This window comes from Pseudomonas sp. KBW05 (assembly GCF_003852405.1).
Classification (GTDB): domain Bacteria; phylum Pseudomonadota; class Gammaproteobacteria; order Pseudomonadales; family Pseudomonadaceae; genus Aquipseudomonas.
Genome location: NZ_QAJM01000039.1, coordinates 130,610 through 150,809, shown reverse-complemented (window position 1 = coordinate 150,809; position 20,200 = coordinate 130,610). Strand labels below are relative to the sequence as shown.

Genomic DNA, 20,200 nt, shown 5'->3' with positions numbered 1-20,200 from the left:
AGCCCGCTCCCACACAAGCTCCACTCCACATTCAGATCTCTGCCAGCTTCAGGGCCAGTGCTTTTGCCTGAAGCGCCACATCGGTGACCGCCGTACTCTCCCACCAAAGCCCGCGCAACGGCGGGCCCATGGCAAACAACCGCTGGCTGACCCGTCCCTGCGCATCCACCACCGCCCCACTGGCATCAGCGGCAATCCCCAGTGCCAACGGCCCGGGCTGGATCAACCCACGCTTGAGCAGTTGCTGCGGCAGTGGCCGGGCCACGCGGCGCCAGTCGTATTCGATGCCGCTGGAGTTGATCAGCGCAGCTCCCGACACCCGCGTGATCGCCTGCTCGCCGCGATGACGCAAGCGAATGCACACGCCTTCCACCGACGGTTCCAGGCCTTTGAACGACGCCGCCCGAATGCGCAAGCGCCCTTCTTCATGCAACCGCGCCACCAACTGCGCGCTCAACGGCGGTGAGCGGTGGTGATGGCTCTCCCACCAGGGCCGCACATGCCTTACAAACTGACGCTTCTCCCGTTCGCTGGCCTGGCTCCACAACCGACCGATATGCGAACGCACGGTGTCCAGCGGCGCCTGCCAATCAATACCCTGCGCCTGCGCCAGCCGGCATTGGCGACGCACTTCGCGCAGCAGTTGCCGGGGGCTGTGCAGGCTATGGTCCTCGGCGAGAAAATCCACCCAGCCCGGCGGCTGCCGACGCACATGGGGCAGCAAGCCATGGCGCGAAAAAATCTCGATGGGCCCACGATGGCCGGCCTGTTCCAGCGAGACCACGGCATCGACCATGGTCAGCCCGGAACCGATGATCAGCACGCTGGCCTGCGGGTCAATCTGCGTCATGGCTTGCACGTCCCAGGGATCGACCGCCGCTGCGTTCAAGCCACTGGATTCAGTCTGTGGTGTACGCGCTGCCGGGAACATGCCGGTGGCCAATACCGCAAAGGCGCCGCGCAGTTGCTGGCCATCCGCGAGGGTCAACAACACGCCGTCGTCCTCCACTTGCAGATCCACCCCTTCGCCGCGCACATGCTCGACAGTGGACGCCGACAACGCCTTGGCCTCGGCCAGGCGCTGCTGCGCATACAGGCCAAAAATCCCGCGCGGCGGGAACAGTTCGCTGATCGGCACGTGTTGCTGGTCCGACTCCGGCCAGCCGCCGGCGCCGATGTAGGCGGTGAGCCATTGGGTCAGGTCGTCGGCGTTGTCCGGGTCGACGCTCATGCGGGCGGCGTTGCCGTTCAACGTGTGGCCCAGCTCAACCGCGCTATAGGCCTCGCCACGGCCAAGCTCGGCGCGCGGTTCGATCACCAGGATCTGCCGCTGGCCCGGCAACCGCAGCAGCTGCACCGCGAGCATCGTGCCGCTTAGCCCGCCACCGATGATCAGCACATCAGCGTTGCGGATGGATTCAGTCATGCCTGTTCGCCTTTACTGTTTACCCAGGTAAATGTCATGCAAATCGCCCCGCGCCAACAGCTCGGCGGCGCTGCCACTCAAGGCCACGCGGCCAGTATCCAGCACGTAGCCGTGGGACGCATAGGTCAGCGCGACGTTGATGTTCTGCTCGGCGATCAGGAAGCTCACCTGCTGTTCGCGGTTGAGCTGGGCGATGATCGCAAAGATCTCCTGCACGATCATAGGCGCCAAACCCATCGACGGCTCATCGAGCAGTACCAAAGTAGGACGTGTCATCAGCGCCCGGCCGATGGCGACCATCTGCTGCTCGCCGCCCGACGTCAGCCCGGCGCGGGTGTGGCGCTTGGTCTTGAGCCGGGGGAACCAGCTGTAGATACGTTCCAGGTCCTGCTCCATGGCCTTGCGGCTCAGGCGCCGCACAAAGCCGCCGCTGCGCAGGTTGTCTTCCACCGTCAGTTGGCCGAACACATGGCGCCCTTCCAGCACGTGGACCATGCCCTGGCGCACGCGCTGGCTGGGGTCGATCCCGGCCAGGTCACGCCCGCCGTACTCGATCCGGCCACGGCTGACCTCGGCCCGCTCGGCGCGCACCAGCCCGGAGATCGCCTTGAGCGTGGTGCTCTTGCCGGCGCCATTGGCGCCGAGCAAGGCGACGATGGCGCCCTTGGGCACCTGCAACGAAACCCCGGCCACCGCCAGGATCGCGCCGTCGTAGATCACTTCGATGTCGTTGACCGTCAGCAGCGATGGGCTGGCGGATTCAGCGGCGGGCTGGCTCATGGTTTATTCGTCCCCGGTGCAGGTGCGCGGCGTCAGGCCTTTTTCCTTGGCAAAGGCCGCGGATTTTTCATCGATCAGCGGACGCAACAGCGCGCGGTCGGCAGGAATCCACTCGCTGACCAGCGTCCAGTTGGCGCCGTCCCATTGCTGTACGCGCGCCGAGCCTCCGCCTTCGTGGTCACGGCACGACAGCTTGAGGTTTTGCATCAGGCCCAGGTAACCCATGTCCTTGAGGCGCGCGTCGTCGATGTTCAGGTGCTCCAGGCCCCAGCGGCCTTCTTCGCCATTGAGTGGGCGTTTGCCGAACCTGGCCTGGCCGGTGCGGATCGCTTCCACCGCCACGGCGGCGTTCACCAGGCCGGAGTTGTAGTAGACGCTGCCGAAGTTTTTCAGGTCCTTGAGGTCGCTATGGCCCTTGTCGAGGATGTATTGCTTGAGACGTTTGTGGATCTCGAAATCGGCGCCGGCCGGGTATGGCGTCAGCGCCAGGTAGCCTTTGGCGGCAGCACCGGCGGGCAATACGTCTTCGCTGGAGCTGGCCCAGATGTCGCCGATGATATGGTCCACCGGGAAGCCAAAGCGCGCGGCGGTCTTCACCGCAACAGGCGTCGATACGCCCCAGGTGCGCAGGAACACCCAGTCCGGGTTGGCCTGGCGCACCTGGCGCCACTGTGCAGATTGCTCGTTGCCCGGATCCGCCACCGGGATCTGGATATTTTCAAAGCCGTATTTTTCCGCCAGCAACTTCAGCGGGCCGAGGGTTTCGCGACCGTAGGCCGAGTCGTGGTAGACCGTGGCGATCTTCTTGCCCTTGAGCTTGTCGAAGCCGCCCTCACGCTGGGCGATGTAGTTCACCAGGGTCGAAGCCTCGCTGTAGAAGGTCAGCATCACCGGGAAGTTGTACGGGAACACCGTGCCGTCGGTGGCTTCGGTACGCCCGTAACCGAGGGTGATCAGCGGGATCTTGTCCACTTCCGCGCGCTCGCTCAGGGCGTACGCCGCCGGTGCGCCGTTGGGCTGGTACACCGCGACCGGCGCACCGTCCAGGCCGTTCTTGAAGCGCTCGTAGCACTCGATGCCCTTCTCCGCCGTCCATTCGGTCTCGCATTCCTGCCAGACCAATTTGACGCCGTTGATGCCACCTTCGACTTCGTTGATATAGCGCAAGTAGTCGATCATCCCGGCCCACACCTGCACGCCGCTGGACGCGTAGGCGCCAACGCGGTAGGTGGCCAGGGGAATGAATTGCTGGTCCGGCGAGGCGATTGCCTGAGGCACAGCGCCGGCCAGAGTGGCCAGCGCAAAGGCAGCGCCGACCAGGGAACGTTTCAAGGATGCACGCATGGAAGATTCTCTTGGGAAGTTAGAAACGCAGCGGCCACTGCCGCACACGGTCACGCAGGTTGTGCAACAAGCGGATCAAACCCTCGGGTTCCTTGATCAGGAACACGATGATCAACACGCCAAAGATGATTTTCTGCAGGTTCTGCAACTGCCCCGCATCCACCGAGCCGCCAAACAGCGCCTGCCCGGCATGGCTGAGGAAAATCGGCAGCAAACTGATAAACGCCGCGCCGACGAAGTTGCCGGCGATGCTGCCCATGCCACCGATAATGATGATGAACAGGATCTGGAATGAGCGATTGATATCAAAGCTGCTGGCGCTGGCCGTGCCCAGGTAGGCAAAGGCCCACAACGCGCCGGCTATCCCCAGGTAGAACGAGCTGACCGCAAACGCCAGGCGCTTGTAGCGCACCACCGGAATGCCGACCACGGCGGCGGCGGTGTCCATGTCGCGGATCGCCATCCAGTTGCGCCCGACCTGGCTGCGCACCAGGTTGATTGCGGTCCAGGTCAGCAGCAGCACCGTGACCAGCGTCAGCAGGTAGCGGCCCAGCGGCGTGTTGAGGTCATGGCCGAACAGCGAAAGCTTCGGCGCGGAGATGGTCCCGGACGAACCGTAGTTGTAGAACCAGGGGAATTTGACGAACAGCCACTCCAGGAAAAACTGCGCAGCCAGTGTGGTGACCATCAGGTAAAAGCCTTTGATCCGCGAACTGGGCAAGCCAAACAACAGCCCGACCAGCGCGCTGATAATCCCGCCACCGAGCAGTGCCACCGGCAAGCCCAGCTCCGGCAGGCGCAGCAAAAAACCATAGGTGGCAAACGCGCCGACGGCCATGAACCCGGCCGCGCCCACCGAGGTTTGCCCGGTGTAGCCGGTCAACAGGTTCAAGCCCAATCCGGCCAGGGACAGCACCAGGAACGGGATGAAGATCGCGTTCAGCCAATAGTCATTGCCCCACAACGGCACCACGATAAAACCCAGCACCAACAGGCCCAGCAGGCCCCACGGGATACGCCGCTGGATCAGCAACAAGGGCGCGGTTTCTTGCGCAACAGGAATCGACATGGTTTCAGACTCGCTCGATGGCGCGCTCGCCGAACAGGCCGGCGGGACGGATATACAGGAAGGCCAAGGCCAATACGTAGGCGAACCACGGCGTGATGCCGCCGCCGATCAGCGGGCCGATATACACCTCGGCGAGGTTCTCGGCCGCGCCGACAATCAGCCCGCCGACAATCGCCCCGCCAATCGAGGTGAAGCCGCCGATGATCAACACCGGCAAGGCCTTGAGCACCACCAGCGACAGCGAGAACTGCACACCCTGGCGCGCGCCCCAGAGCAGCCCGGCGACCAGCCCGACTATCCCGGCCACCGCCCAGACGATCTGCCAGATGCGGTTGAGGTTGATGCCGATGGACAGCGCCGCCGTGGTGTCATCCGCCACCGCCCGCAGCGACACACCGATGCGGGTCTTGTTGAACAGCAGCGCCAGCACCGTTACCAGCACCACCGCGGCGGCGGCGGCGATCAGGTCGAACTGGCTGAGCATCAGCGGGCCGACAAACAGCGGCACGTCGTCGATACCCAAATCCAACGCGCGCACCTGCGAGCCCATCAAGCCTTGGGCGAGGCCTTCGATAATGAAGGACAGGCCCAGCGTGGCCATGAACAAGGTGATCTGCGAACGGTTCACCAACGGTCGCAGCACCAGGCGTTCGATAAGCAGCGCGCCAAAGATCATCACGAGCACCGTGAGCAGCAACGCCAGGGCAAACGGCACGCCTTGGTCGTGCAGGCTGACAAAGGTCAGCGCGGCGAACAGCAGCATCGCGCCCTGGGCAAAATTGAACACGCCGCTGGCCTTGTAGATCAGCACAAAGCCGATGGCGACTAGCGAATACATGGTGCCGGCGAGCAGGCCGCCGAGCAGGGTTTCGAAGAAGAAGGTCATCAGTGCGCCGCTCCCAGATAGGCCGCGATCACTTCGGGATTGGCTTGCACTTCGGCAGGCGTGCCGTCGCCGACCTTGCGCCCGTAGTCGAGCACCACCACATGGTGGGACAGGCCCATCACCACGCCGATATCGTGTTCGATCAACACCACGGTGGTGCCGAGGTCGCGGTTGACGTCGGCGACGAAGCGCGCCATGTCCTGTTTTTCCTCGGCGTTCATCCCGGCCATGGGCTCATCGAGCAGCAGCAGGCTGGGCCCGGCGATCAAGGCACGGCCCAACTCCACACGTTTTTGCAGACCGTAGGACAGGTTGCCCACCAGCACATCGCGGTGCGCTTGCAGCTCCAAAAACTCGAGAATGCCCTGGGCGCGCACGCGGAAGGCGTCGGCCTCGCGGCGCGCGCGGGGCAAGCCGAGGGCTTGTTCGATAAATGTACTGCGCTGATGCCGCGACAGGCCGGTGAGGATGTTGTCGAGCACGCTCATCTTCTTGAACAACGCGTTGTTCTGGAACGTGCGGCCGATGCCCCGGCGCGCTGCACCCAGCGGGTCGATGCGGTGGAAGTGCTGGTCTTCGAAGACGATCTCGCCGGCGTCGAAGCGGTACACGCCGTTGAGCACATTGAGCAACGAACTCTTGCCCGCGCCGTTGGGCCCGATCAGCGCGCAGATCTCGCCGCGCGCCACGTCGAAGGACAAGGCATTGATCGCCTTGACCCCCTTGAACGACAGCGAGATATCCCGCACCTGGAGAATGGCTTGGCTCATGCGATGTCCCGTTTGAATTCGGCCAGCCACACCGGTGATGAGGTGGCCTTGAGGGGTTGCCAGATATAAGCCAGGCGTTGGAAGCCGAGCAGTTTGCGCACGCGGTTTTTCAGCAGGCGCCGCAGGCCGCTTTGCGGGTGGGCGATGGCCCAGTCGCACAGGCGTCGGCGCCAGGTGCCGTGGGGAGCGAGGCGGCTTTCGATTTCATCGGCCAGGTGTTGCAGGCGTTCGGCGGACAACAGCAAGCCAGTGGGTGCGACTTCGCGGCGATCGCGCTGGGCCGAGGCCAGGTTTTCCGGGAAGGCCAAGCTGTGACCGGTGTTGAGCCATTGCTCCAGCAATACCGCCAGGCCGCCCTGCCAGTGGGTGCCCTCTTCGCTCCACAAGGCTGTTTCGCCGGCGGGTTGCCACCAGCGGGCGAGGTGTTGCGCGGGATCGGTCGGGCCGAGCAGTTGCACGAAGTCCACCACGTTGGCGGACGCCCAGTGCCTTTTCTGCCGACCTTGCACATAAGAATGGCTGGGGCGGATACGCCACAGCTGCTGCTGCACCGCTTCCGGCTCCAGGTCATCGGCCAGGGTCAGCACCTGCCCGCCGACGGTTTGGGCGGCCAGGGCCAGCAGCAACAGATTCGGTTCAAACGCACCGCTCAAGGCCAAGCGCGACTGCTCGTTGAAGCCCTGCTGACGCAAGCCATCGGCCAGGCGTTCGACGTCACGCAAGACGTCGATCCAGCGCCACGCATACCACTGGCCCTGGCGCTTGTGGCGCAGAGCGGTGTGCAGCGGGGTGATCTGCGCCCAGTGGTGCAGTTGCTCGAGGGCCTTGGGCAGGTTTTCGAGCCGTTCGGCAGGCCATTCCACGGCCAGCGGGCGTTTCAGTTCGTGCACGCTCATAGGGATTACTCCTATTGGTAGTCAAGCGTGCGGTGGTCCGCTGGCTGGATTTTCTGGATCGACACCGATCAACTGTGGGAGCGGCGGTGCGACGATTCGACTTGCTCGCGAATGCGGCGGGTCAGTCGACACAAAGGGTGAATGTCAGTCCGCATTCGCGAGCAAGCCCGCTCCCACATTGGATTTGTGCAGGTTTGATAGATTGCGGTAGCTGGCGCCGGGGTGGTTGGCGCCCAACCGCGCGCCGTCACCAAACAGCTTCTCGCGCAACGTGCCTTGGGCGTACTCGGTCTTGTACACCCCGCGCTTCTGCAACTCCGGCACCAGCAGTTCCACGGCGTCGATAAAGGTCTCGTGGGTCAGCGCGTACGCCAGGTTGAAGCCGTCCACATCGGTCTCTTCGACCCACTCCTGCAACAGATCAGCAACGGTTTCCGGGCCGCCGACGAACAACGGGCCAAAGCCACCAATACCCACCCAATCGGCCAGTTCATTGGGTGTCCACACCTTGTTCGGATCGGCCGTGGAAAACGCTTCCACCGCCGACTGGATCGCATTGGTGTGCACATGCTTGAGCGGTTCATCCGGCTTGAACCGGCTGAAGTCGATGCCGGTCCAGCCGGAGATCAGCGCCATCGCACCTTCGTAGCTGACGTAGGATTTGTATTCGTCGAACTTGGCCTTGGCCTTCGCATCGGTCTCGCCGACGATCACCGTCTGCAAGTTGAAGATCAGGATCTTCTTCGGATCGCGGCCGGCCTCGGCCGCACGCCGGCGGATATCGGCGACGGTCTTTTTCAGCAGCACCTTGGACGGCGCGGCGACAAACACGCACTCGGCCTGCTCGGCGGCGAACTGCTTGCCACGGCTGGATGCCCCCGCCTGGTACAGCACTGGCGTGCGCTGAGGTGACGGCTCGCACAGATGAATGCCGGGCACCTGGAAGTGTTTACCGACGTGGCGGATCTCGTGGATTTTGCTCGGGTCGCTGAAGATGCGGCGTTCCCGGTCGCGTAGTACTGCGCCCTCCTCCCAACTGCCTTCCCAGAGTTTGTAGCAAACCTCCAGGTATTCCTCGGCGTAGTCGTAGCGCGCGTCGTGTTCGGTCTGGGCTTTCTGGCCGAGGTTCTTCGCGCCGCTCTCCAGATAGGAGGTGACGATATTCCAGCCGATACGGCCCTTGGTCAGGTGATCCAGGGTCGATAGGCGGCGGGCAAACGGATAAGGGTGTTCAAACGACAGCGAGGCCGTCAGACCAAACCCGAGGTGTTCGGTGACCAAGGCCATCGGCGCGATCAGCGACAGCGGGTCGTTGACCGGCACTTGGGTGGCCTGGCGAATCGCCGCGTCGCCGTTGCCGTTGTACACGTCGTAGATGCCCAGCACATCGGCGATAAACAGGCCGTCGAACTTGCCGCGCTCAAGGATCCTGGCCAGGTCGGTCCAGTATTCCAGGTCCTTGTACTGCCACGAACGGTCACGCGGGTGTGCCCACAGGCCGGGGGATTGGTGGCCGACGCAGTTCATGTCGAAGGCATTCAAGCGGATTTCACGGGCCATCAAAGCACTCCGTTGAGGTGGTAGTTGCCGACGATCTGGTACTTGGCACGCAACGGATCATCCAGGGTCGAGGGCAGCGCGGTGCGTTGCCCGGTGAGTTCAAACTCGGCGTTGCTCGCGGCAATCAAGGCTTCGGCGGCGGCGATCTGCGCTTCGGTAGCGGCCACCGGGCTGGGATGGGTTTCGGCACGCTCCAGCAAGGCGGCGGCCACATCGACGCGGATCTGCAAGTCACCGAAGCGGCTGATCACGTAGGGGTCGGTGCTGGTTTCGACATGGCGGCGGGTGGTGTCCAGCAGTTGGCGCGCCTGATTTAAAACGTGGCTCAGTACGGTCATGGGTCAGCTCCTCAATTCCAGGCGTGGCGCGCAGGCTTCACGCCGTTGAGCACGAAGTTGCCGATCAGGTGGTATTTCCAGCGGGCCGGGTCATGCAGGGTGTGGGTGCGCGCATTGCGCCAGAAGCGGTCGAGGTTGTGCTTGCCGGTGACCGAACGGGTGCCGGCCAGTTCGAAGAGTTTGCTGCTGGCGAGCAAGGCGGTTTCGGCGGACAGCACTTTGGCTTGGGCGACGACCAGTGAGGCGTGGGCCACCGTGTCTTCGCTGGGCTCGGCGAGGGCGCGGTCCACGGCTTCACCCGCTTTGGCGAGGATGGCTTCGGTGCCGTGTACGCGCCATTGCAGGTCGCCAATGGCGGCGATGGTGAACGGGTCTTGCCAGCCGTGCTCCTGCTGGCTGTCGATCCACGGGCGCGCTTGGCGGGCGTGGATTTTCGCGTGTTCCAGGGCGCCGAGGGCGATGCCGGTGTCGACCGCTGCCTGAATGATCTGCGAAATCGGGCCGTTGGCGGTGGGTTGATCGAAGGCCAAGTGGGCCGGAATCACGGCACTGCGCGGCACGCTGACGCCATCGAGGGTCACGCCGCCACTGGCGGTGGTGCGCTGGCCGAAACCGTCCCAGCTGTCGATCACCTTCAAGCCTGGGGCATCGCGCTCGATGAACGCGATAAATGCCTGATCCTTTTCGTTATTGCCGACGGTGGGCACGATATGGGCGAACAACGCGCCGGTGCAGTAGAACTTCTCGCCGTTGATTTGCGCGGTGTCGCCGTGGAAGCGGATCTGGGTGTCGAAGGTGCCAGCGTTCTTGCTCTTGGCTTCGGAGAAGGCATTGCCGAAGCGGTAGCCGGCCAGGACCTTGCCGAAGTAGTGACGTTTTTGCTCTTCGGTCGCGGTTTGCAACAGGATGTCTACGACGCCCAGGTGGTTCTGCGGAATCTGCCCCAGGGACGGGTCGGCGGCGGAAATCAACTTGATCACCTCGGCCACGGTCACATAGGACACCTCGGCGCCGCCGTAAGCCTTGGGAATGGTGATGCCCCATAGGCCGCTCGCGGAAAATTCGTCGAGCTCGGCAATAGGCAGGCGCCGCTCGCGGTCGCGCTCACTGGCCTCGACGGCAAAGCGGGCTGCCAGGCGTGTGGCGACGTCGATGGCCTCCGCGTCCGAGCGGATGATATGGGCAGGGTGTAAAGGGTGGGCAGACATGGGCCGACTCCAGGCTCCGATGGGATACTGGAGTGATTGCAGGAGTCGTGCCTGAATTTAATATTCAATTAAATCATTAGGTTGCTGATCATTCAGCGCAACAGAGCGCGTTTCAAACCAGCAAAGTGTCCATCCACTGTTGCCGGGCGAACAGTTAGATCACCACATTGCGCACAAACCGCACAGACACATCGCCATCATTGCGATAGCCATGCACGTGACGGCTGGCGAACATATAAAACTCGCCGGCGGCGACGTGCTTTTCTTCCTCGCCCACCAGCAGGGTGAGGCAACCTTCGAACACAAACAGTTGCACGCTCCAGCCCTCCGGGTCGGGATCGGGGCTGTAGCGATCGCCCGGCTCCAGTTGCATCTCCCACAACTCGACTTCACGCCGCGCCGTGGCCTTGGCCAGCAACACCGCCTTGCTGCCGGGAATTTCACCGGCCCACGCCAGTTCGTTGATGCGGCTGTGGTCGGGGGCATCCGGCGCCTGGATCAGGTCGCTGAACGCCACGTCCAAGGCTTCGGCCACACGGTCGAGGGTGGACAGGCTGACATTCTTCTCCCCCGCTTCGATGGCCACCAGCATGCGCCGGCTGACCCCGGATTTTTCCGAGAGCGCGGTCTGGCTCAGGTCGGCGGCATGGCGCAGGCGACGGACGTTCTGGCTGACGTGCTGCAGGACCGAGGCCCGTTGCGGATTTTCTTTGTGCACTATATTGCTCAATGGGTGGGTGTGCGCAGTATACTGCCCAGCGTGCGGCGCATTGTGCGGTCCGTGCCTTTCCCTTGCAAGACCGAGCCGCCATGACTGCCGCCAAATCCCCCTCGCGTTTCAACCGTTTCAGCAAAGCCGAATGCATCCTGGTGGTGATCACCATGATCTGGGGCGGCACCTTTTTGCTGGTGCAGCACGCCATGACCGTCAGTGGGCCGATGTTTTTCGTGGGCCTGCGATTTGCCGCGGCGGCGATTGTGGTCGGCTTCTTTTCCCTGCGTACCCTGCGCGACCTGACGCTGTTCGAGTTCAAGGCCGGGGTGTTTATCGGCGTGGCGATCATGTTTGGCTACGGCTTGCAGACCATTGGCTTGCAGACGATCTTGAGCAGCCAGTCGGCGTTTATCACGGCGCTGTATGTGCCCTTCGTGCCGCTCCTGCAATGGCTGGTGCTGGGGCGCCGTCCGGGATTGATGCCGAGCATTGGCATCATGCTCGCGTTTGCCGGGTTGATGCTGTTGACAGGGCCGGCGGGGGCTTCGCTGAATTTCAGTCCGGGAGAGATCGCCACGTTGATTGGTGCGATTGCCATAGCGGCTGAAATCATCTTGATCGGCGCCTATGCCGGGCAAGTGGATGTGCGCCGGGTCACCGTGGTGCAGTTGGCCACCGCGTCGGTGCTGTCGTTCATGATGGTGGTGCCGATGGGCGAGGCGCTGCCGGCGTTCTCATGGTTGCTGCTGTTCAGCGCGGTGGGGTTGGGCTTGACCAGCGCGGTGATCCAGGTCGCGATGAACTGGGCGCAACAGAGCGTTTCGCCGACACGGGCCACGTTGATCTATGCCGGCGAGCCGGTGTGGGCCGGGGTGGTGGGGCGGATTGCCGGGGAGCGTTTCCCGCCGATTGCGATGGTGGGGGCGGCGTTGATCGTGGCGGCGGTGATTGTCAGTGAGATGAAGACCAAAGGGCAAAAGGCGTCGCCGTTGGAAGATGAGCTCGAGCAGGAACGACAGGGGTAAGCCTCGACTCGGTCAAGTGTGGGAGCGGGCTTGCTCGCGAAAGCGGTGGATCAGCCAACACCTTTGTTGAATGCCAGCCTGCATTCGCGAGCAAGCCCGCTACCACACTTGAAGGTGGTGTCTGTAAACAATGCTAAATGGGCGTTTTCGGCTTACCTTGTAGGATCCTGCCACATCTTGCCGTTTGGTGATCGAGAAAGCGGCACGTATGATGCATCCCAAACTCCCGCAGATTAGAAGCCTATGTCCCTGATAGTTCTACTGCTTCTGCCTTTTATCGGCAGCTGTCTGGCGGCTTTGCTGCCGCATAACGCACGTAACACCGAATCCCTGTTGGCCGGCCTTGTGGCCCTGGTCGGCACTATTCAAGTCGCCCTGCTCTACCCCCAGATCGCCCACGGTGGCGTGATCCGCGAAGAATTCATGTGGTTGCCCAGCCTGGGCTTGAACTTCGTGTTGCGCATGGATGGGTTTGCCTGGCTGTTCTCGATGCTGGTGCTGGGCATCGGCACGCTGGTGTCGCTGTATGCGCGTTACTACATGTCGCCGGATGATCCGGTGCCGCGCTTCTTTGCGTTTTTCCTGGCATTCATGGGTGCGATGCTCGGCCTGGTGATCTCCGGCAACCTGATCCAGATCGTGTTCTTCTGGGAACTGACCAGCCTGTTCTCGTTCCTGCTGATCGGCTATTGGCACCACCGCGCCGATGCGCGACGCGGCGCGTACATGGCGTTGATGGTCACCGGCGCGGGCGGCTTGTGCCTGCTGGCGGGCGTGATGCTGCTGGGGCATATCGTCGGCAGCTATGACCTCGACCTGGTGCTGGCGGCCGGCGAGCAGATCCGCGCCCACGCGTTGTACCCGATCATGCTCGCCCTGGTGCTGATCGGCGCCCTGAGCAAAAGCGCGCAGTTCCCGTTCCACTTCTGGCTGCCCCACGCGATGGCGGCACCGACGCCAGTCTCGGCGTACCTGCACTCGGCAACGATGGTGAAGGCCGGCGTGTTCCTGCTGGCCCGCCTGTGGCCGTCGCTGTCCGGCAGCGAAGAATGGTTCTATATCGTCGGCGGCGCCGGCGCGATCACCCTCCTCCTCGGCGCTTACTGCGCCATGTTCCAGAACGACCTCAAGGGCCTGCTGGCCTATTCCACCATCAGCCACCTCGGGCTGATCACCTTGCTGCTGGGCCTCAACAGCCCGCTGGCCGCGGTCGCGGCGGTGTTTCATATCCTCAACCACGCCACGTTCAAGGCGTCGCTGTTCATGGCGGCGGGCATCATCGACCACGAAAGCGGCACCCGCGACATTCGCAAACTCAGTGGCCTGGTACGGTTGATCCCGTTTACCGCGACCCTGGCGATGGTCGCCAGTGCATCCATGGCCGGCGTACCGCTGCTGAACGGCTTCCTGTCCAAAGAGATGTTCTTCGCCGAAACCGTATTTATCTCGGCGACCAAATGGGTGGAAATCACCCTGCCGGTCATCGCCACCATCGCCGGTACGTTCAGCGTGGCCTATGCGCTGCGCTTCACCGTGGATGTGTTCTTCGGCCCCACCGCCACCAACCTGCCGCACACGCCCCACGAGCCACCGCGCTGGATGCGCGCACCGGTGGAGTTGCTGGTGTTCACCTGCCTGCTGGTGGGGATCTTCCCGGCGCAGATGGTCGGTTCGATCCTCGCCGCTGCCGCCCTGCCCGTCGTCGGCGGCGTGTTGCCGGAATACAGCCTGGCGATCTGGCACGGCTGGAACGCGCCGATGATCATGAGCCTGGTGGCCATGACCTGCGGCGTGATCCTCTACCTGCTGCTGCGCAAGCAACTCAAGCGCGGGCGCTTCAAGTACCCGCCCGTGATCAGTTACTTCAATGGCAAGCGCGGCTTCGAGCGCTGCCTGGTGGTGCTGATGCGTGGCACGCGCAAGATCGAGAAGCTCATCAGCACCAAACGCCTGCAAACCCAGCTGTTCCTGCTGGTACTGGCGGCGGTCATCGCCGGTTTGATCCCGATGCTGCACAGCAGCCTCAGTTGGGGCGACCGGCCGAAGATCCCCGGCTCCATCGTCTTTGTGACCCTGTGGCTGCTGGCGATTGCCTGTGCCCTCGGCGCCGCCTGGCAGGCCAAGTACCACCGGCTGGCGGCCCTGACCATGGTCAGCGTGTGCGGCCTGATGACCTGCATCACCTTCGTGTGGTTCTCGGCGCCGGACCTGGCGTTGACCCAGTTGGTGGTTGAAGTGGTCACCACCGTACTGATCCTGCTGGGCCTGCGCTGGTTGCCACGGCGGATCGAAGAAGTCTCGCCACTGCCAAGCTCCTTGCGCAAGGCGCGTATTCGCCGCCTGCGCGACTTCCTGCTGTCCACCGTGGTCGGCGGCGGCATGGCGTTGCTGTCCTACGCCATGCTGACGCGCCAGACGCCCAACGACATCTCCTCGTTCTACCTCAGCCGCGCCTTGCCCGAAGGCGGCGGCAGCAACGTGGTGAACGTGATGCTGGTGGACTTCCGTGGCTTCGACACCCTCGGCGAAATCACCGTGCTCGGCGCCGTGGCGCTGACGGTGTACGCGCTGCTGCGGCGCTTCCGCCCATCGAAAGAGAGCATGCAACTGCCCGCGCAACAGCGCCAACTGGCGCCGGACGTGGCCACCGACCTGGTCAACCCGCGCCAGGCCAGCGACACCGCGCTGGGCTTCATGATGGTGCCGGCGGTGCTGGTACGCCTGCTGCTGCCGATTGCGCTGGTGGTGTCGTTCTACCTGTTCATGCGCGGCCACAACCAACCGGGCGGCGGCTTTGTCGCCGGGCTGGTGATGTCCGTGGCGTTTATCCTGCAATACATGGTCGCCGGGACGCAGTGGGTCGAGGCGCAGATGAGCCTGCGGCCGATGCGCTGGATGGGCTTCGGCCTGCTCTCGGCAACCCTCACCGGGCTGGGTGCGCTGTTTGTCGGCTACCCGTTCCTGACCACCCACACCTGGCATTTCAGCCTGCCGGTGCTGGGCGACATTCATGTGGCCAGCGCGCTGTTCTTCGACGTTGGCGTGTACGCCATGGTGGTCGGCTCGACGCTGCTGATGCTCACCGCCCTCGGCCACCAATCGGTGCGCGCCCATAAACCAAGCAACCAGGCCAAAGTGGTTGCCGCAACGGAAGGAGCGGCCTGATGGAAGAAGTCATCGCAATTGCCATCGGAGTGCTCGCAGCCTCCGGCGTGTGGCTGATCCTGCGGCCGCGGACATTCCAGGTGGTGATGGGCCTGTGTCTGTTGTCGTATGGGGTCAACCTGTTCATTTTCAGCATGGGCAGCCTGTTTATCGGCAAGGAGCCGATCATCAAGGACGGCGTGCCGCAAGACCTGCTCAACTACACCGACCCGCTGCCCCAGGCCCTGGTGCTCACGGCCATCGTGATCAGCTTTGCCATGACCGCGTTGTTCCTGGTGGTGCTGCTCGCCTCCCGGGGCCTGACCGGCACCGACCACGTTGATGGCCGGGAGCCCAAGGAATGAATTGGGTGAACCAACTGATCATCGCACCGATCCTGCTGCCGCTGTTGACCGCCGCGCTGATGCTGATGCTCGGCGAAAAACGCCGGCCACTCAAAGCCAAGATCAACCTGTTCTCCAGCGTGCTGGGCCTGGGCATTGCGATCCTGCTGCTGTACTGGACGCAAAAAGGCGGCCCCGGCTCGATTGGCGTGTACCTGCCGGGCAATTGGCAGGTGCCGTTCGGCATCGTGCTGGTGGTGGACCAACTGTCGGCGCTGATGCTGGTGCTCACCGGCATTATCGGCGTGAGCGCTCTGGTGTTCGCCATGGCCCGTTGGGACCGTGCGGGCACCAGTTTCCATGCGCTGTTCCAAGTACAGATGATGGGCCTGTACGGCGCCTTCCTCACCGCCGACCTGTTCAACCTGTTCGTGTTCTTCGAGGTGCTGCTGGCCGCGTCCTACGGTTTGATGCTGCACGGCTCGGGCCGCGCGCGGGTGTCGGCGGGGCTGCATTACATCGCGATCAACCTGCTGGCGTCGTCGCTGTTCCTGATTGGCGCGGCGATGATCTACGGCGTCACCGGCACGCTGAACTTCGCTGACCTGGCGCTGAAAATCCCGCTGGTACCCGAGGCCGATCGCGGCCTGCTGCATGCGGGCGCAGCGATCCTCGCCACCGCATTCCTGGCCAAGGCCGGCATGTGGCCGCTGAACTTCTGGCTGGCGCCCGCCTATTCCTCGGCGAGTGCGCCGGTAGCCGCGATGTTCGCGATCATGACCAAGGTCGGCGTGTACACCGTGCTGCGTCTGTGGACCCTGCTGTTCTCCGGCCAGGCCGGTGCATCCGCGCTGTTTGGCGGCGACTGGCTGGTGTACGGCGGCATGGCGACCATCATCTGCGCCGCGCTGGCGATGGTGGCGGCGCAGCGCCTGGAACGCATGGCGAGCTTGAGCATCCTGGTGTCGGCGGGGATCTTGCTGTCGGCCGTCGGCTTCGCGCAGCCAAGCCTGACGGCGGGCGCGCTGTTTTATCTGGTCAGTTCGACGCTGGCGTTGAGTGCGCTGTTCCTGCTGGCCGAGTTGATCGAACGCTCGCGCTCGGCCAATGACCTGCCGCTGGACGAAGAGATCGATGCGCTGCCACGTGCCATGGAATCGCTGCACCCGCAGCCCGGCGTGAACCTCGACGACGAGCAGAAAGCCGTGGTTGGCCAGGTGATTCCGTGGACCATGGCCTTCCTCGGCCTGAGCTTTATTGCCTGCGCGCTGCTGATTATCGGCATGCCGCCGCTGTCCGGGTTTATCGGCAAGCTGAGCTTGTTGAGTGCGCTGATCAATCCGCTGGGGCTTGGTGTCAGCATCGATGAGCCGATCCGTCCGGCGGCCTGGGGCCTGGTGACGCTGCTGATCCTGTCGGGCCTGGTCTCGTTGATCGCCTTTGCACGCTTGGGCATCCAACGCTTCTGGACCCCGGAAGAACGCCCGTCGCCGCTGCTGCGTCGCTACGAGTGCGTGCCGATCTTCTTCCTGCTTGGCCTGAGCATCCTGCTGACCTTCAAGGCCGAGCCGCTGATGCGCTATACCGAAGCCACCGCCGTGAGCCTGAACAACCCGGAGCACTACGTGATGGCGGTGATGGCCACGCGGCCGGTGCCAAGCCCTGAAGCCCAGGCCGCCGCCACGGAGGCACAGCCATGAAACGTCTGTTCCCTGCCCCGTGGCTGTCCCTGGCGCTATGGCTGTTGTGGCTGGTGCTGAACCTGTCCGTGAGCCCCGGCAACCTGCTATTGGGCGCGCTGCTGGGCTTTCTCGCGCCGCTGCTGATGGCGCCGCTGCGGCCGCTGCCGATCCGCATCCGCCGCCCTGGGGTGATCATCCGCCTGTTCTTTGTGGTGGGCCGCGATGTGATCGTGTCCAACCTGCAAGTGGCCTGGGGCGTGCTGACCTGTGGCTCACGTCCACCGCGCTCGCGCTTTATCAAGATCCCCCTGGACCTGCGTGACGCCAACGGCCTCGCCGCGCTGTCGATGATCACCACCGTGGTGCCTGGCACCATCTGGTCGGAACTGGCGCTGGACCGCAGCATCCTGCTGCTGCACGTGTTCGACCTGGACGATGAAGCGCAGTTTATCGAGCACTTCAAGACCACCTACGAGCGGCCACTGATGGAGATCTTCGAATGAGCGCCCTGCTCTCCAATGCGATCCTGTTCAGCCTGTTCCTGTTTTCCCTGGCCATGGTGCTGACCCTGGTGCGCCTGTTCAAAGGCCCCTCGGCCCAGGACCGAGTACTGGCGCTGGACTATCTGTACATGCTGGCGATGCTGATGATGTTGGTGCTGGGCATCCGGTATGCCAGTGACACCTACTTTGAAGCGGCGCTGCTGATCGCGCTGTTCGGCTTTGTGGGCTCGTTTGCCCTGGCCAAATTCCTGCTGCGTGGCGAGGTGATTGAATGATGCCGTTATGGGTGGAAGTGATCGTCGCGGTGCTGCTGGTGCTGAGCAGCGTGTTTGCCTTGATAGGTGCGATTGGCTTGTTGCGCATGAAGGACTTCTTCCAGCGCATGCACCCACCGGCGCTGGCCTCGACGTTGGGCGCGTGGTGCGTGGCGTTGGCGTCGATTGTGTACTTTTCGGTGCTCAAGTCCGGGCCGGTGTTGCACGGGTGGTTGATTCCGATTCTGTTGTCGATCACGGTGCCGGTGACGACGTTGTTGTTGGCGCGCACGGCGCTGTTTCGCAAGCGCATGGCGGGTGATGATGTGCCGGCCGAAGTCAGCAGCCGCCGCTGATCACTCAGGAAAACTCGGTTAAAAATGTGGGAGCTGGCTTGCCTGCGATGAGGGAGTGTCAGTCACCCAAAGTGTTGGCTGACCCACCGCTATCGCAGGCAAGCCAGCTCCCACATTTGGATCGGTGCTAGGCGAAGGATCGGATTCTGGCCGCTAGCTCAGCAAGTTCGACATCATCCGCCCGCCCATGATCATGGGACGAGATATAGCCTTCATACGCGTCAAAAAACTTGTCCACCTTCGAACTCAGCGGCTTGAACGCACTGTCCGAGCCCGTCCCATGCATGGGAAACAACTTCGCATGCAGATGGTCCACGCCATACCCCTCCAGCATCATCCCCGTGCGCGCCACATCGGCAAACGCCCGGTCGATCAGCAGTGCGGTCTTCTTGGTCGCGACGATCAGATCCGCCAGCACTTCATCCGACTGCGCAAACGCATAACTGCCGTAATGCTGCTTGGGGATCACCACGCTGAAACCGGGTGTATTGGGGAAGATCGAGAGGAAGGCCATGTGCTGGTCGTCTTCCCACAGGATGTGGGCGGGGGAGGTTTTGCGGACAATGCTGCAGAAAATACAATCCATTTTAGTCGCTGCCATTTCAGTCGTGAGTTTGCTCGTGAAGAGCATCTAAAGCTAGGATTCGGCGCACGTCAAAACAAAAGGAGTTTCAGCCTGCCATGGATATCAAGTGTTCCGTATTTATCGCAGCCAGCGTTGACGGTTTCATTGCACGAACAGACGGTGACATCGAGTGGCTTCACCGCCCGGAATACGAAACCGCTGCCTTGAACGGCATGACGTATGAACGCTTCATCGCCACCGTCGACACATTGGTTATGGGACGCAAGACCCTGGAGAAAGTCTTGTCGTTTCCAGAGTGGCCCTATGAAGGTTTGCCTGTCATAGCGTTGTCTCACCAACCGCTGGAGATTCCCGCGCATTTGCAAAGCAAGGTGGAAGTACTGGCGGCGGATGTCAGCGCACTGGTCGAGCAGTTGGCGGCGCGCGGCATGCAGCATCTGTATATCGACGGCGGGCAGACGATCCAGGCGTTTCTTGAAGCGGGCCTGATCGACGAGCTGATCATCACGCGTATTCCGGTGTTGCTGGGCGAAGGGATTTCGTTGTTCAGCCAGGTGGGCAGCGAGCATGAACTTCGCCATCTCGGTACGGATGTATCGGTCAATGGGTTTGTGCAGAGCCGCTACGCCATTGCGAAGGCAGTGACTGCATGACGAACATCCCCCTCGCGTTGGTGGCGGGCATAGGCCGCCACAACCGCTCCATCGGCAAGGCCGGTGGGCTGCTGCGCAACATCCCCGACGACATGCGCCGCTTCGCCGCCAAGACCATCGGCAAACCCGTGATCATGGGCCGCAAGACCTTTGAGTCGGTGATTGCACTCAGCGGGCGGCCGCTGGTGGATCGGCCGAACATCGTGCTTTCGCGTGATCCGGCGTATCAGCACGAACACGCGATTGTTTGTCGGTCCTTGGCATCGGCTCTGGAATGCGCAGCGGCGTTCGCGCCCGAAGAGATTCATATCGGCGGCGGGCCGGAGCTTTATGACCAGGTGATCGACCGGGTGGACAGGCTGTACCTCACCCTGTTCTACGACGATCACGAAGGTGAGGCCAAATTCCCCAGCTTCGAGGGTGAGTTCATCGAGGTTTGCCGGCATGGCGTCAGGGAACACCACGGCCTTGAATATGAGTGGGTGGATTACGTACGCCGCGCCGACTCTCACGGTGCTGAGCAGGCACGGTAAAAAATGTGGGAGCTGGCTTGCCTGCGATAGCGGTGTGTCAGTCACACATGTACTGGCTGACACTCCGCATTCGCGGGCAAGCCCGCTCCCACATTTAGATTGGGGGTCACCATTGGTCTCGGGGCACT

The 20,200-nt window shown here is 62.9% G+C and carries 21 protein-coding genes; 9 read left to right on the top strand and 12 right to left on the bottom strand.

The window, feature by feature from the left end:
- Window positions 1–31 precede the first annotated feature (31 nt).
- The 11 genes from DBR46_RS27050 to DBR46_RS26995 form a co-directional block, all read right to left on the bottom strand.
- A complete protein-coding gene (locus DBR46_RS27050) occupies window positions 32–1,426 on the bottom strand; it encodes an FAD/NAD(P)-binding protein (protein ID WP_124529014.1) in 1,395 nt (464 codons plus the stop codon).
- Window positions 1,427–1,438: 12 nt separating this feature from the next.
- Window positions 1,439–2,206 carry an ABC transporter ATP-binding protein gene (locus DBR46_RS27045; RefSeq protein WP_124529012.1) on the bottom strand — a complete coding sequence of 256 codons (768 nt, stop codon included), beginning with the start codon at window positions 2,204–2,206 and terminating at the stop codon, window positions 1,439–1,441.
- Window positions 2,207–2,209: 3 nt separating this feature from the next.
- Window positions 2,210–3,550, bottom strand: coding sequence for an ABC transporter substrate-binding protein (locus DBR46_RS27040; RefSeq protein WP_124529010.1), 1,341 nt, complete (start codon window positions 3,548–3,550; stop codon window positions 2,210–2,212).
- 19 nt (window positions 3,551–3,569) lie between these two features.
- A complete protein-coding gene (locus tag DBR46_RS27035) occupies window positions 3,570–4,619 on the bottom strand; it encodes a branched-chain amino acid ABC transporter permease (RefSeq protein ID WP_124529008.1) in 1,050 nt (349 codons plus the stop codon).
- Between the two features lie 4 nt (window positions 4,620–4,623).
- A complete protein-coding gene (locus DBR46_RS27030) occupies window positions 4,624–5,505 on the bottom strand; it encodes a branched-chain amino acid ABC transporter permease (protein ID WP_124529006.1) in 882 nt (293 codons plus the stop codon).
- Window positions 5,505–6,275: an ABC transporter ATP-binding protein gene (locus tag DBR46_RS27025; RefSeq protein WP_124529004.1), complete on the bottom strand. Its 771-nt coding sequence runs from the start codon at window positions 6,273–6,275 to the stop codon at window positions 5,505–5,507. The genes DBR46_RS27030 and DBR46_RS27025 overlap by 1 nt, the downstream gene beginning before the upstream one ends.
- Window positions 6,272–7,171, bottom strand: coding sequence for an AMP-binding protein (locus tag DBR46_RS27020; RefSeq protein ID WP_124529002.1), 900 nt, complete (start codon window positions 7,169–7,171; stop codon window positions 6,272–6,274). The genes DBR46_RS27025 and DBR46_RS27020 overlap by 4 nt, the downstream gene beginning before the upstream one ends.
- 144 nt (window positions 7,172–7,315) lie before the next feature.
- Complete coding sequence (locus DBR46_RS27010; protein WP_124528997.1) at window positions 7,316–8,731, bottom strand: LLM class flavin-dependent oxidoreductase; 1,416 nt, start codon at window positions 8,729–8,731, stop codon at window positions 7,316–7,318.
- Window positions 8,731–9,069 carry an acyl-CoA dehydrogenase gene (locus tag DBR46_RS27005; RefSeq protein ID WP_124528995.1) on the bottom strand — a complete coding sequence of 113 codons (339 nt, stop codon included), beginning with the start codon at window positions 9,067–9,069 and terminating at the stop codon, window positions 8,731–8,733. The genes DBR46_RS27010 and DBR46_RS27005 overlap by 1 nt, the downstream gene beginning before the upstream one ends.
- A gap of 11 nt (window positions 9,070–9,080) precedes the next feature.
- Window positions 9,081–10,277, bottom strand: a complete 1,197-nt coding sequence (locus tag DBR46_RS27000; protein ID WP_124528993.1) for an SfnB family sulfur acquisition oxidoreductase — start codon at window positions 10,275–10,277, stop codon at window positions 9,081–9,083.
- A gap of 154 nt (window positions 10,278–10,431) precedes the next feature.
- The gene (locus tag DBR46_RS26995) at window positions 10,432–10,995 is read right to left on the bottom strand and encodes a helix-turn-helix domain-containing protein (protein WP_124528991.1); all 564 of its coding nucleotides are present in this window, start codon (window positions 10,993–10,995) and stop codon (window positions 10,432–10,434) included.
- Window positions 10,996–11,087: 92 nt separating this feature from the next.
- On the opposite strand from DBR46_RS26995, the gene DBR46_RS26990 reads away from it, so the two are divergent.
- From DBR46_RS26990 to DBR46_RS26960, 7 genes are all read left to right on the top strand, one after another.
- Window positions 11,088–12,017, top strand: a complete 930-nt coding sequence (locus tag DBR46_RS26990; RefSeq protein WP_124528989.1) for a DMT family transporter — start codon at window positions 11,088–11,090, stop codon at window positions 12,015–12,017.
- Window positions 12,018–12,260: 243 nt separating this feature from the next.
- On the top strand, window positions 12,261–15,182 hold the full coding sequence (locus DBR46_RS26985) for a monovalent cation/H+ antiporter subunit A (RefSeq protein ID WP_124528987.1): 2,922 nt from the start codon (window positions 12,261–12,263) through the stop codon (window positions 15,180–15,182).
- A complete protein-coding gene (locus DBR46_RS26980; RefSeq protein ID WP_003192163.1) occupies window positions 15,182–15,526 on the top strand; it encodes a Na+/H+ antiporter subunit C in 345 nt (114 codons plus the stop codon). Before DBR46_RS26985 ends, DBR46_RS26980 begins: the two co-directional genes overlap by 1 nt.
- The gene (locus tag DBR46_RS26975; RefSeq protein WP_124528986.1) at window positions 15,523–17,205 is read left to right on the top strand and encodes a monovalent cation/H+ antiporter subunit D; all 1,683 of its coding nucleotides are present in this window, start codon (window positions 15,523–15,525) and stop codon (window positions 17,203–17,205) included. The genes DBR46_RS26980 and DBR46_RS26975 overlap by 4 nt, the downstream gene beginning before the upstream one ends.
- Window positions 17,202–17,690: a Na+/H+ antiporter subunit E gene (locus DBR46_RS26970; protein WP_017734184.1), complete on the top strand. Its 489-nt coding sequence runs from the start codon at window positions 17,202–17,204 to the stop codon at window positions 17,688–17,690. The genes DBR46_RS26975 and DBR46_RS26970 overlap by 4 nt, the downstream gene beginning before the upstream one ends.
- Window positions 17,687–17,965 carry a K+/H+ antiporter subunit F gene (locus DBR46_RS26965; protein WP_105522735.1) on the top strand — a complete coding sequence of 93 codons (279 nt, stop codon included), beginning with the start codon at window positions 17,687–17,689 and terminating at the stop codon, window positions 17,963–17,965. The genes DBR46_RS26970 and DBR46_RS26965 overlap by 4 nt, the downstream gene beginning before the upstream one ends.
- A complete protein-coding gene (locus DBR46_RS26960; protein WP_026136444.1) occupies window positions 17,962–18,300 on the top strand; it encodes a Na+/H+ antiporter subunit G in 339 nt (112 codons plus the stop codon). Before DBR46_RS26965 ends, DBR46_RS26960 begins: the two co-directional genes overlap by 4 nt.
- 127 nt (window positions 18,301–18,427) lie before the next feature.
- Here the strand turns inward: DBR46_RS26960 and DBR46_RS26955 are convergent, their stop codons facing one another.
- Window positions 18,428–18,886, bottom strand: a complete 459-nt coding sequence (locus tag DBR46_RS26955) for an HIT family protein (protein WP_124528984.1) — start codon at window positions 18,884–18,886, stop codon at window positions 18,428–18,430.
- A 95-nt stretch (window positions 18,887–18,981) separates the two neighbouring features.
- Between DBR46_RS26955 and DBR46_RS26950 the strand changes: the two genes are divergently transcribed.
- On the top strand, window positions 18,982–19,539 hold the full coding sequence (locus tag DBR46_RS26950) for a dihydrofolate reductase family protein (RefSeq protein ID WP_124528982.1): 558 nt from the start codon (window positions 18,982–18,984) through the stop codon (window positions 19,537–19,539).
- Window positions 19,536–20,072 carry a dihydrofolate reductase gene (locus DBR46_RS26945; protein ID WP_124528980.1) on the top strand — a complete coding sequence of 179 codons (537 nt, stop codon included), beginning with the start codon at window positions 19,536–19,538 and terminating at the stop codon, window positions 20,070–20,072. The genes DBR46_RS26950 and DBR46_RS26945 overlap by 4 nt, the downstream gene beginning before the upstream one ends.
- The last annotated feature ends 128 nt before the right edge of the window (window positions 20,073–20,200 follow it).

Excerpts from the sequence above, each read along its gene's own strand:
- DBR46_RS26965 (WP_105522735.1), top strand. The coding sequence starts at position 17,687 with ATGAGCGCCCTGCTCTCCAATGCGATCCTGTTCAGCCTGTTCCTGTTT.
- DBR46_RS26960 (WP_026136444.1), top strand. The coding sequence starts at position 17,962 with ATGATGCCGTTATGGGTGGAAGTGATCGTCGCGGTGCTGCTGGTGCTG.
- DBR46_RS27005 (WP_124528995.1), bottom strand. The coding sequence starts at position 9,069 with ATGACCGTACTGAGCCACGTTTTAAATCAGGCGCGCCAACTGCTGGAC.
- DBR46_RS26980 (WP_003192163.1), top strand. The coding sequence starts at position 15,182 with ATGGAAGAAGTCATCGCAATTGCCATCGGAGTGCTCGCAGCCTCCGGC.
- DBR46_RS26970 (WP_017734184.1), top strand. The coding sequence starts at position 17,202 with ATGAAACGTCTGTTCCCTGCCCCGTGGCTGTCCCTGGCGCTATGGCTG.
- DBR46_RS27020 (WP_124529002.1), bottom strand. The coding sequence starts at position 7,171 with ATGAGCGTGCACGAACTGAAACGCCCGCTGGCCGTGGAATGGCCTGCC.
- DBR46_RS26975 (WP_124528986.1), top strand. The coding sequence starts at position 15,523 with ATGAATTGGGTGAACCAACTGATCATCGCACCGATCCTGCTGCCGCTG.
- DBR46_RS27025 (WP_124529004.1), bottom strand. The coding sequence starts at position 6,275 with ATGAGCCAAGCCATTCTCCAGGTGCGGGATATCTCGCTGTCGTTCAAG.
- DBR46_RS26955 (WP_124528984.1), bottom strand. The coding sequence starts at position 18,886 with ATGGATTGTATTTTCTGCAGCATTGTCCGCAAAACCTCCCCCGCCCAC.
- DBR46_RS27010 (WP_124528997.1), bottom strand. The coding sequence starts at position 8,731 with ATGGCCCGTGAAATCCGCTTGAATGCCTTCGACATGAACTGCGTCGGC.
- DBR46_RS27045 (WP_124529012.1), bottom strand. The coding sequence starts at position 2,206 with ATGAGCCAGCCCGCCGCTGAATCCGCCAGCCCATCGCTGCTGACGGTC.
- DBR46_RS27000 (WP_124528993.1), bottom strand. The coding sequence starts at position 10,277 with ATGTCTGCCCACCCTTTACACCCTGCCCATATCATCCGCTCGGACGCG.
- DBR46_RS27040 (WP_124529010.1), bottom strand. The coding sequence starts at position 3,550 with ATGCGTGCATCCTTGAAACGTTCCCTGGTCGGCGCTGCCTTTGCGCTG.
- DBR46_RS26950 (WP_124528982.1), top strand. The coding sequence starts at position 18,982 with ATGGATATCAAGTGTTCCGTATTTATCGCAGCCAGCGTTGACGGTTTC.
- DBR46_RS26990 (WP_124528989.1), top strand. The coding sequence starts at position 11,088 with ATGACTGCCGCCAAATCCCCCTCGCGTTTCAACCGTTTCAGCAAAGCC.
- DBR46_RS27050 (WP_124529014.1), bottom strand. The coding sequence starts at position 1,426 with ATGACTGAATCCATCCGCAACGCTGATGTGCTGATCATCGGTGGCGGG.
- DBR46_RS26985 (WP_124528987.1), top strand. The coding sequence starts at position 12,261 with ATGTCCCTGATAGTTCTACTGCTTCTGCCTTTTATCGGCAGCTGTCTG.
- DBR46_RS27030 (WP_124529006.1), bottom strand. The coding sequence starts at position 5,505 with ATGACCTTCTTCTTCGAAACCCTGCTCGGCGGCCTGCTCGCCGGCACC.
- DBR46_RS26945 (WP_124528980.1), top strand. The coding sequence starts at position 19,536 with ATGACGAACATCCCCCTCGCGTTGGTGGCGGGCATAGGCCGCCACAAC.
- DBR46_RS27035 (WP_124529008.1), bottom strand. The coding sequence starts at position 4,619 with ATGTCGATTCCTGTTGCGCAAGAAACCGCGCCCTTGTTGCTGATCCAG.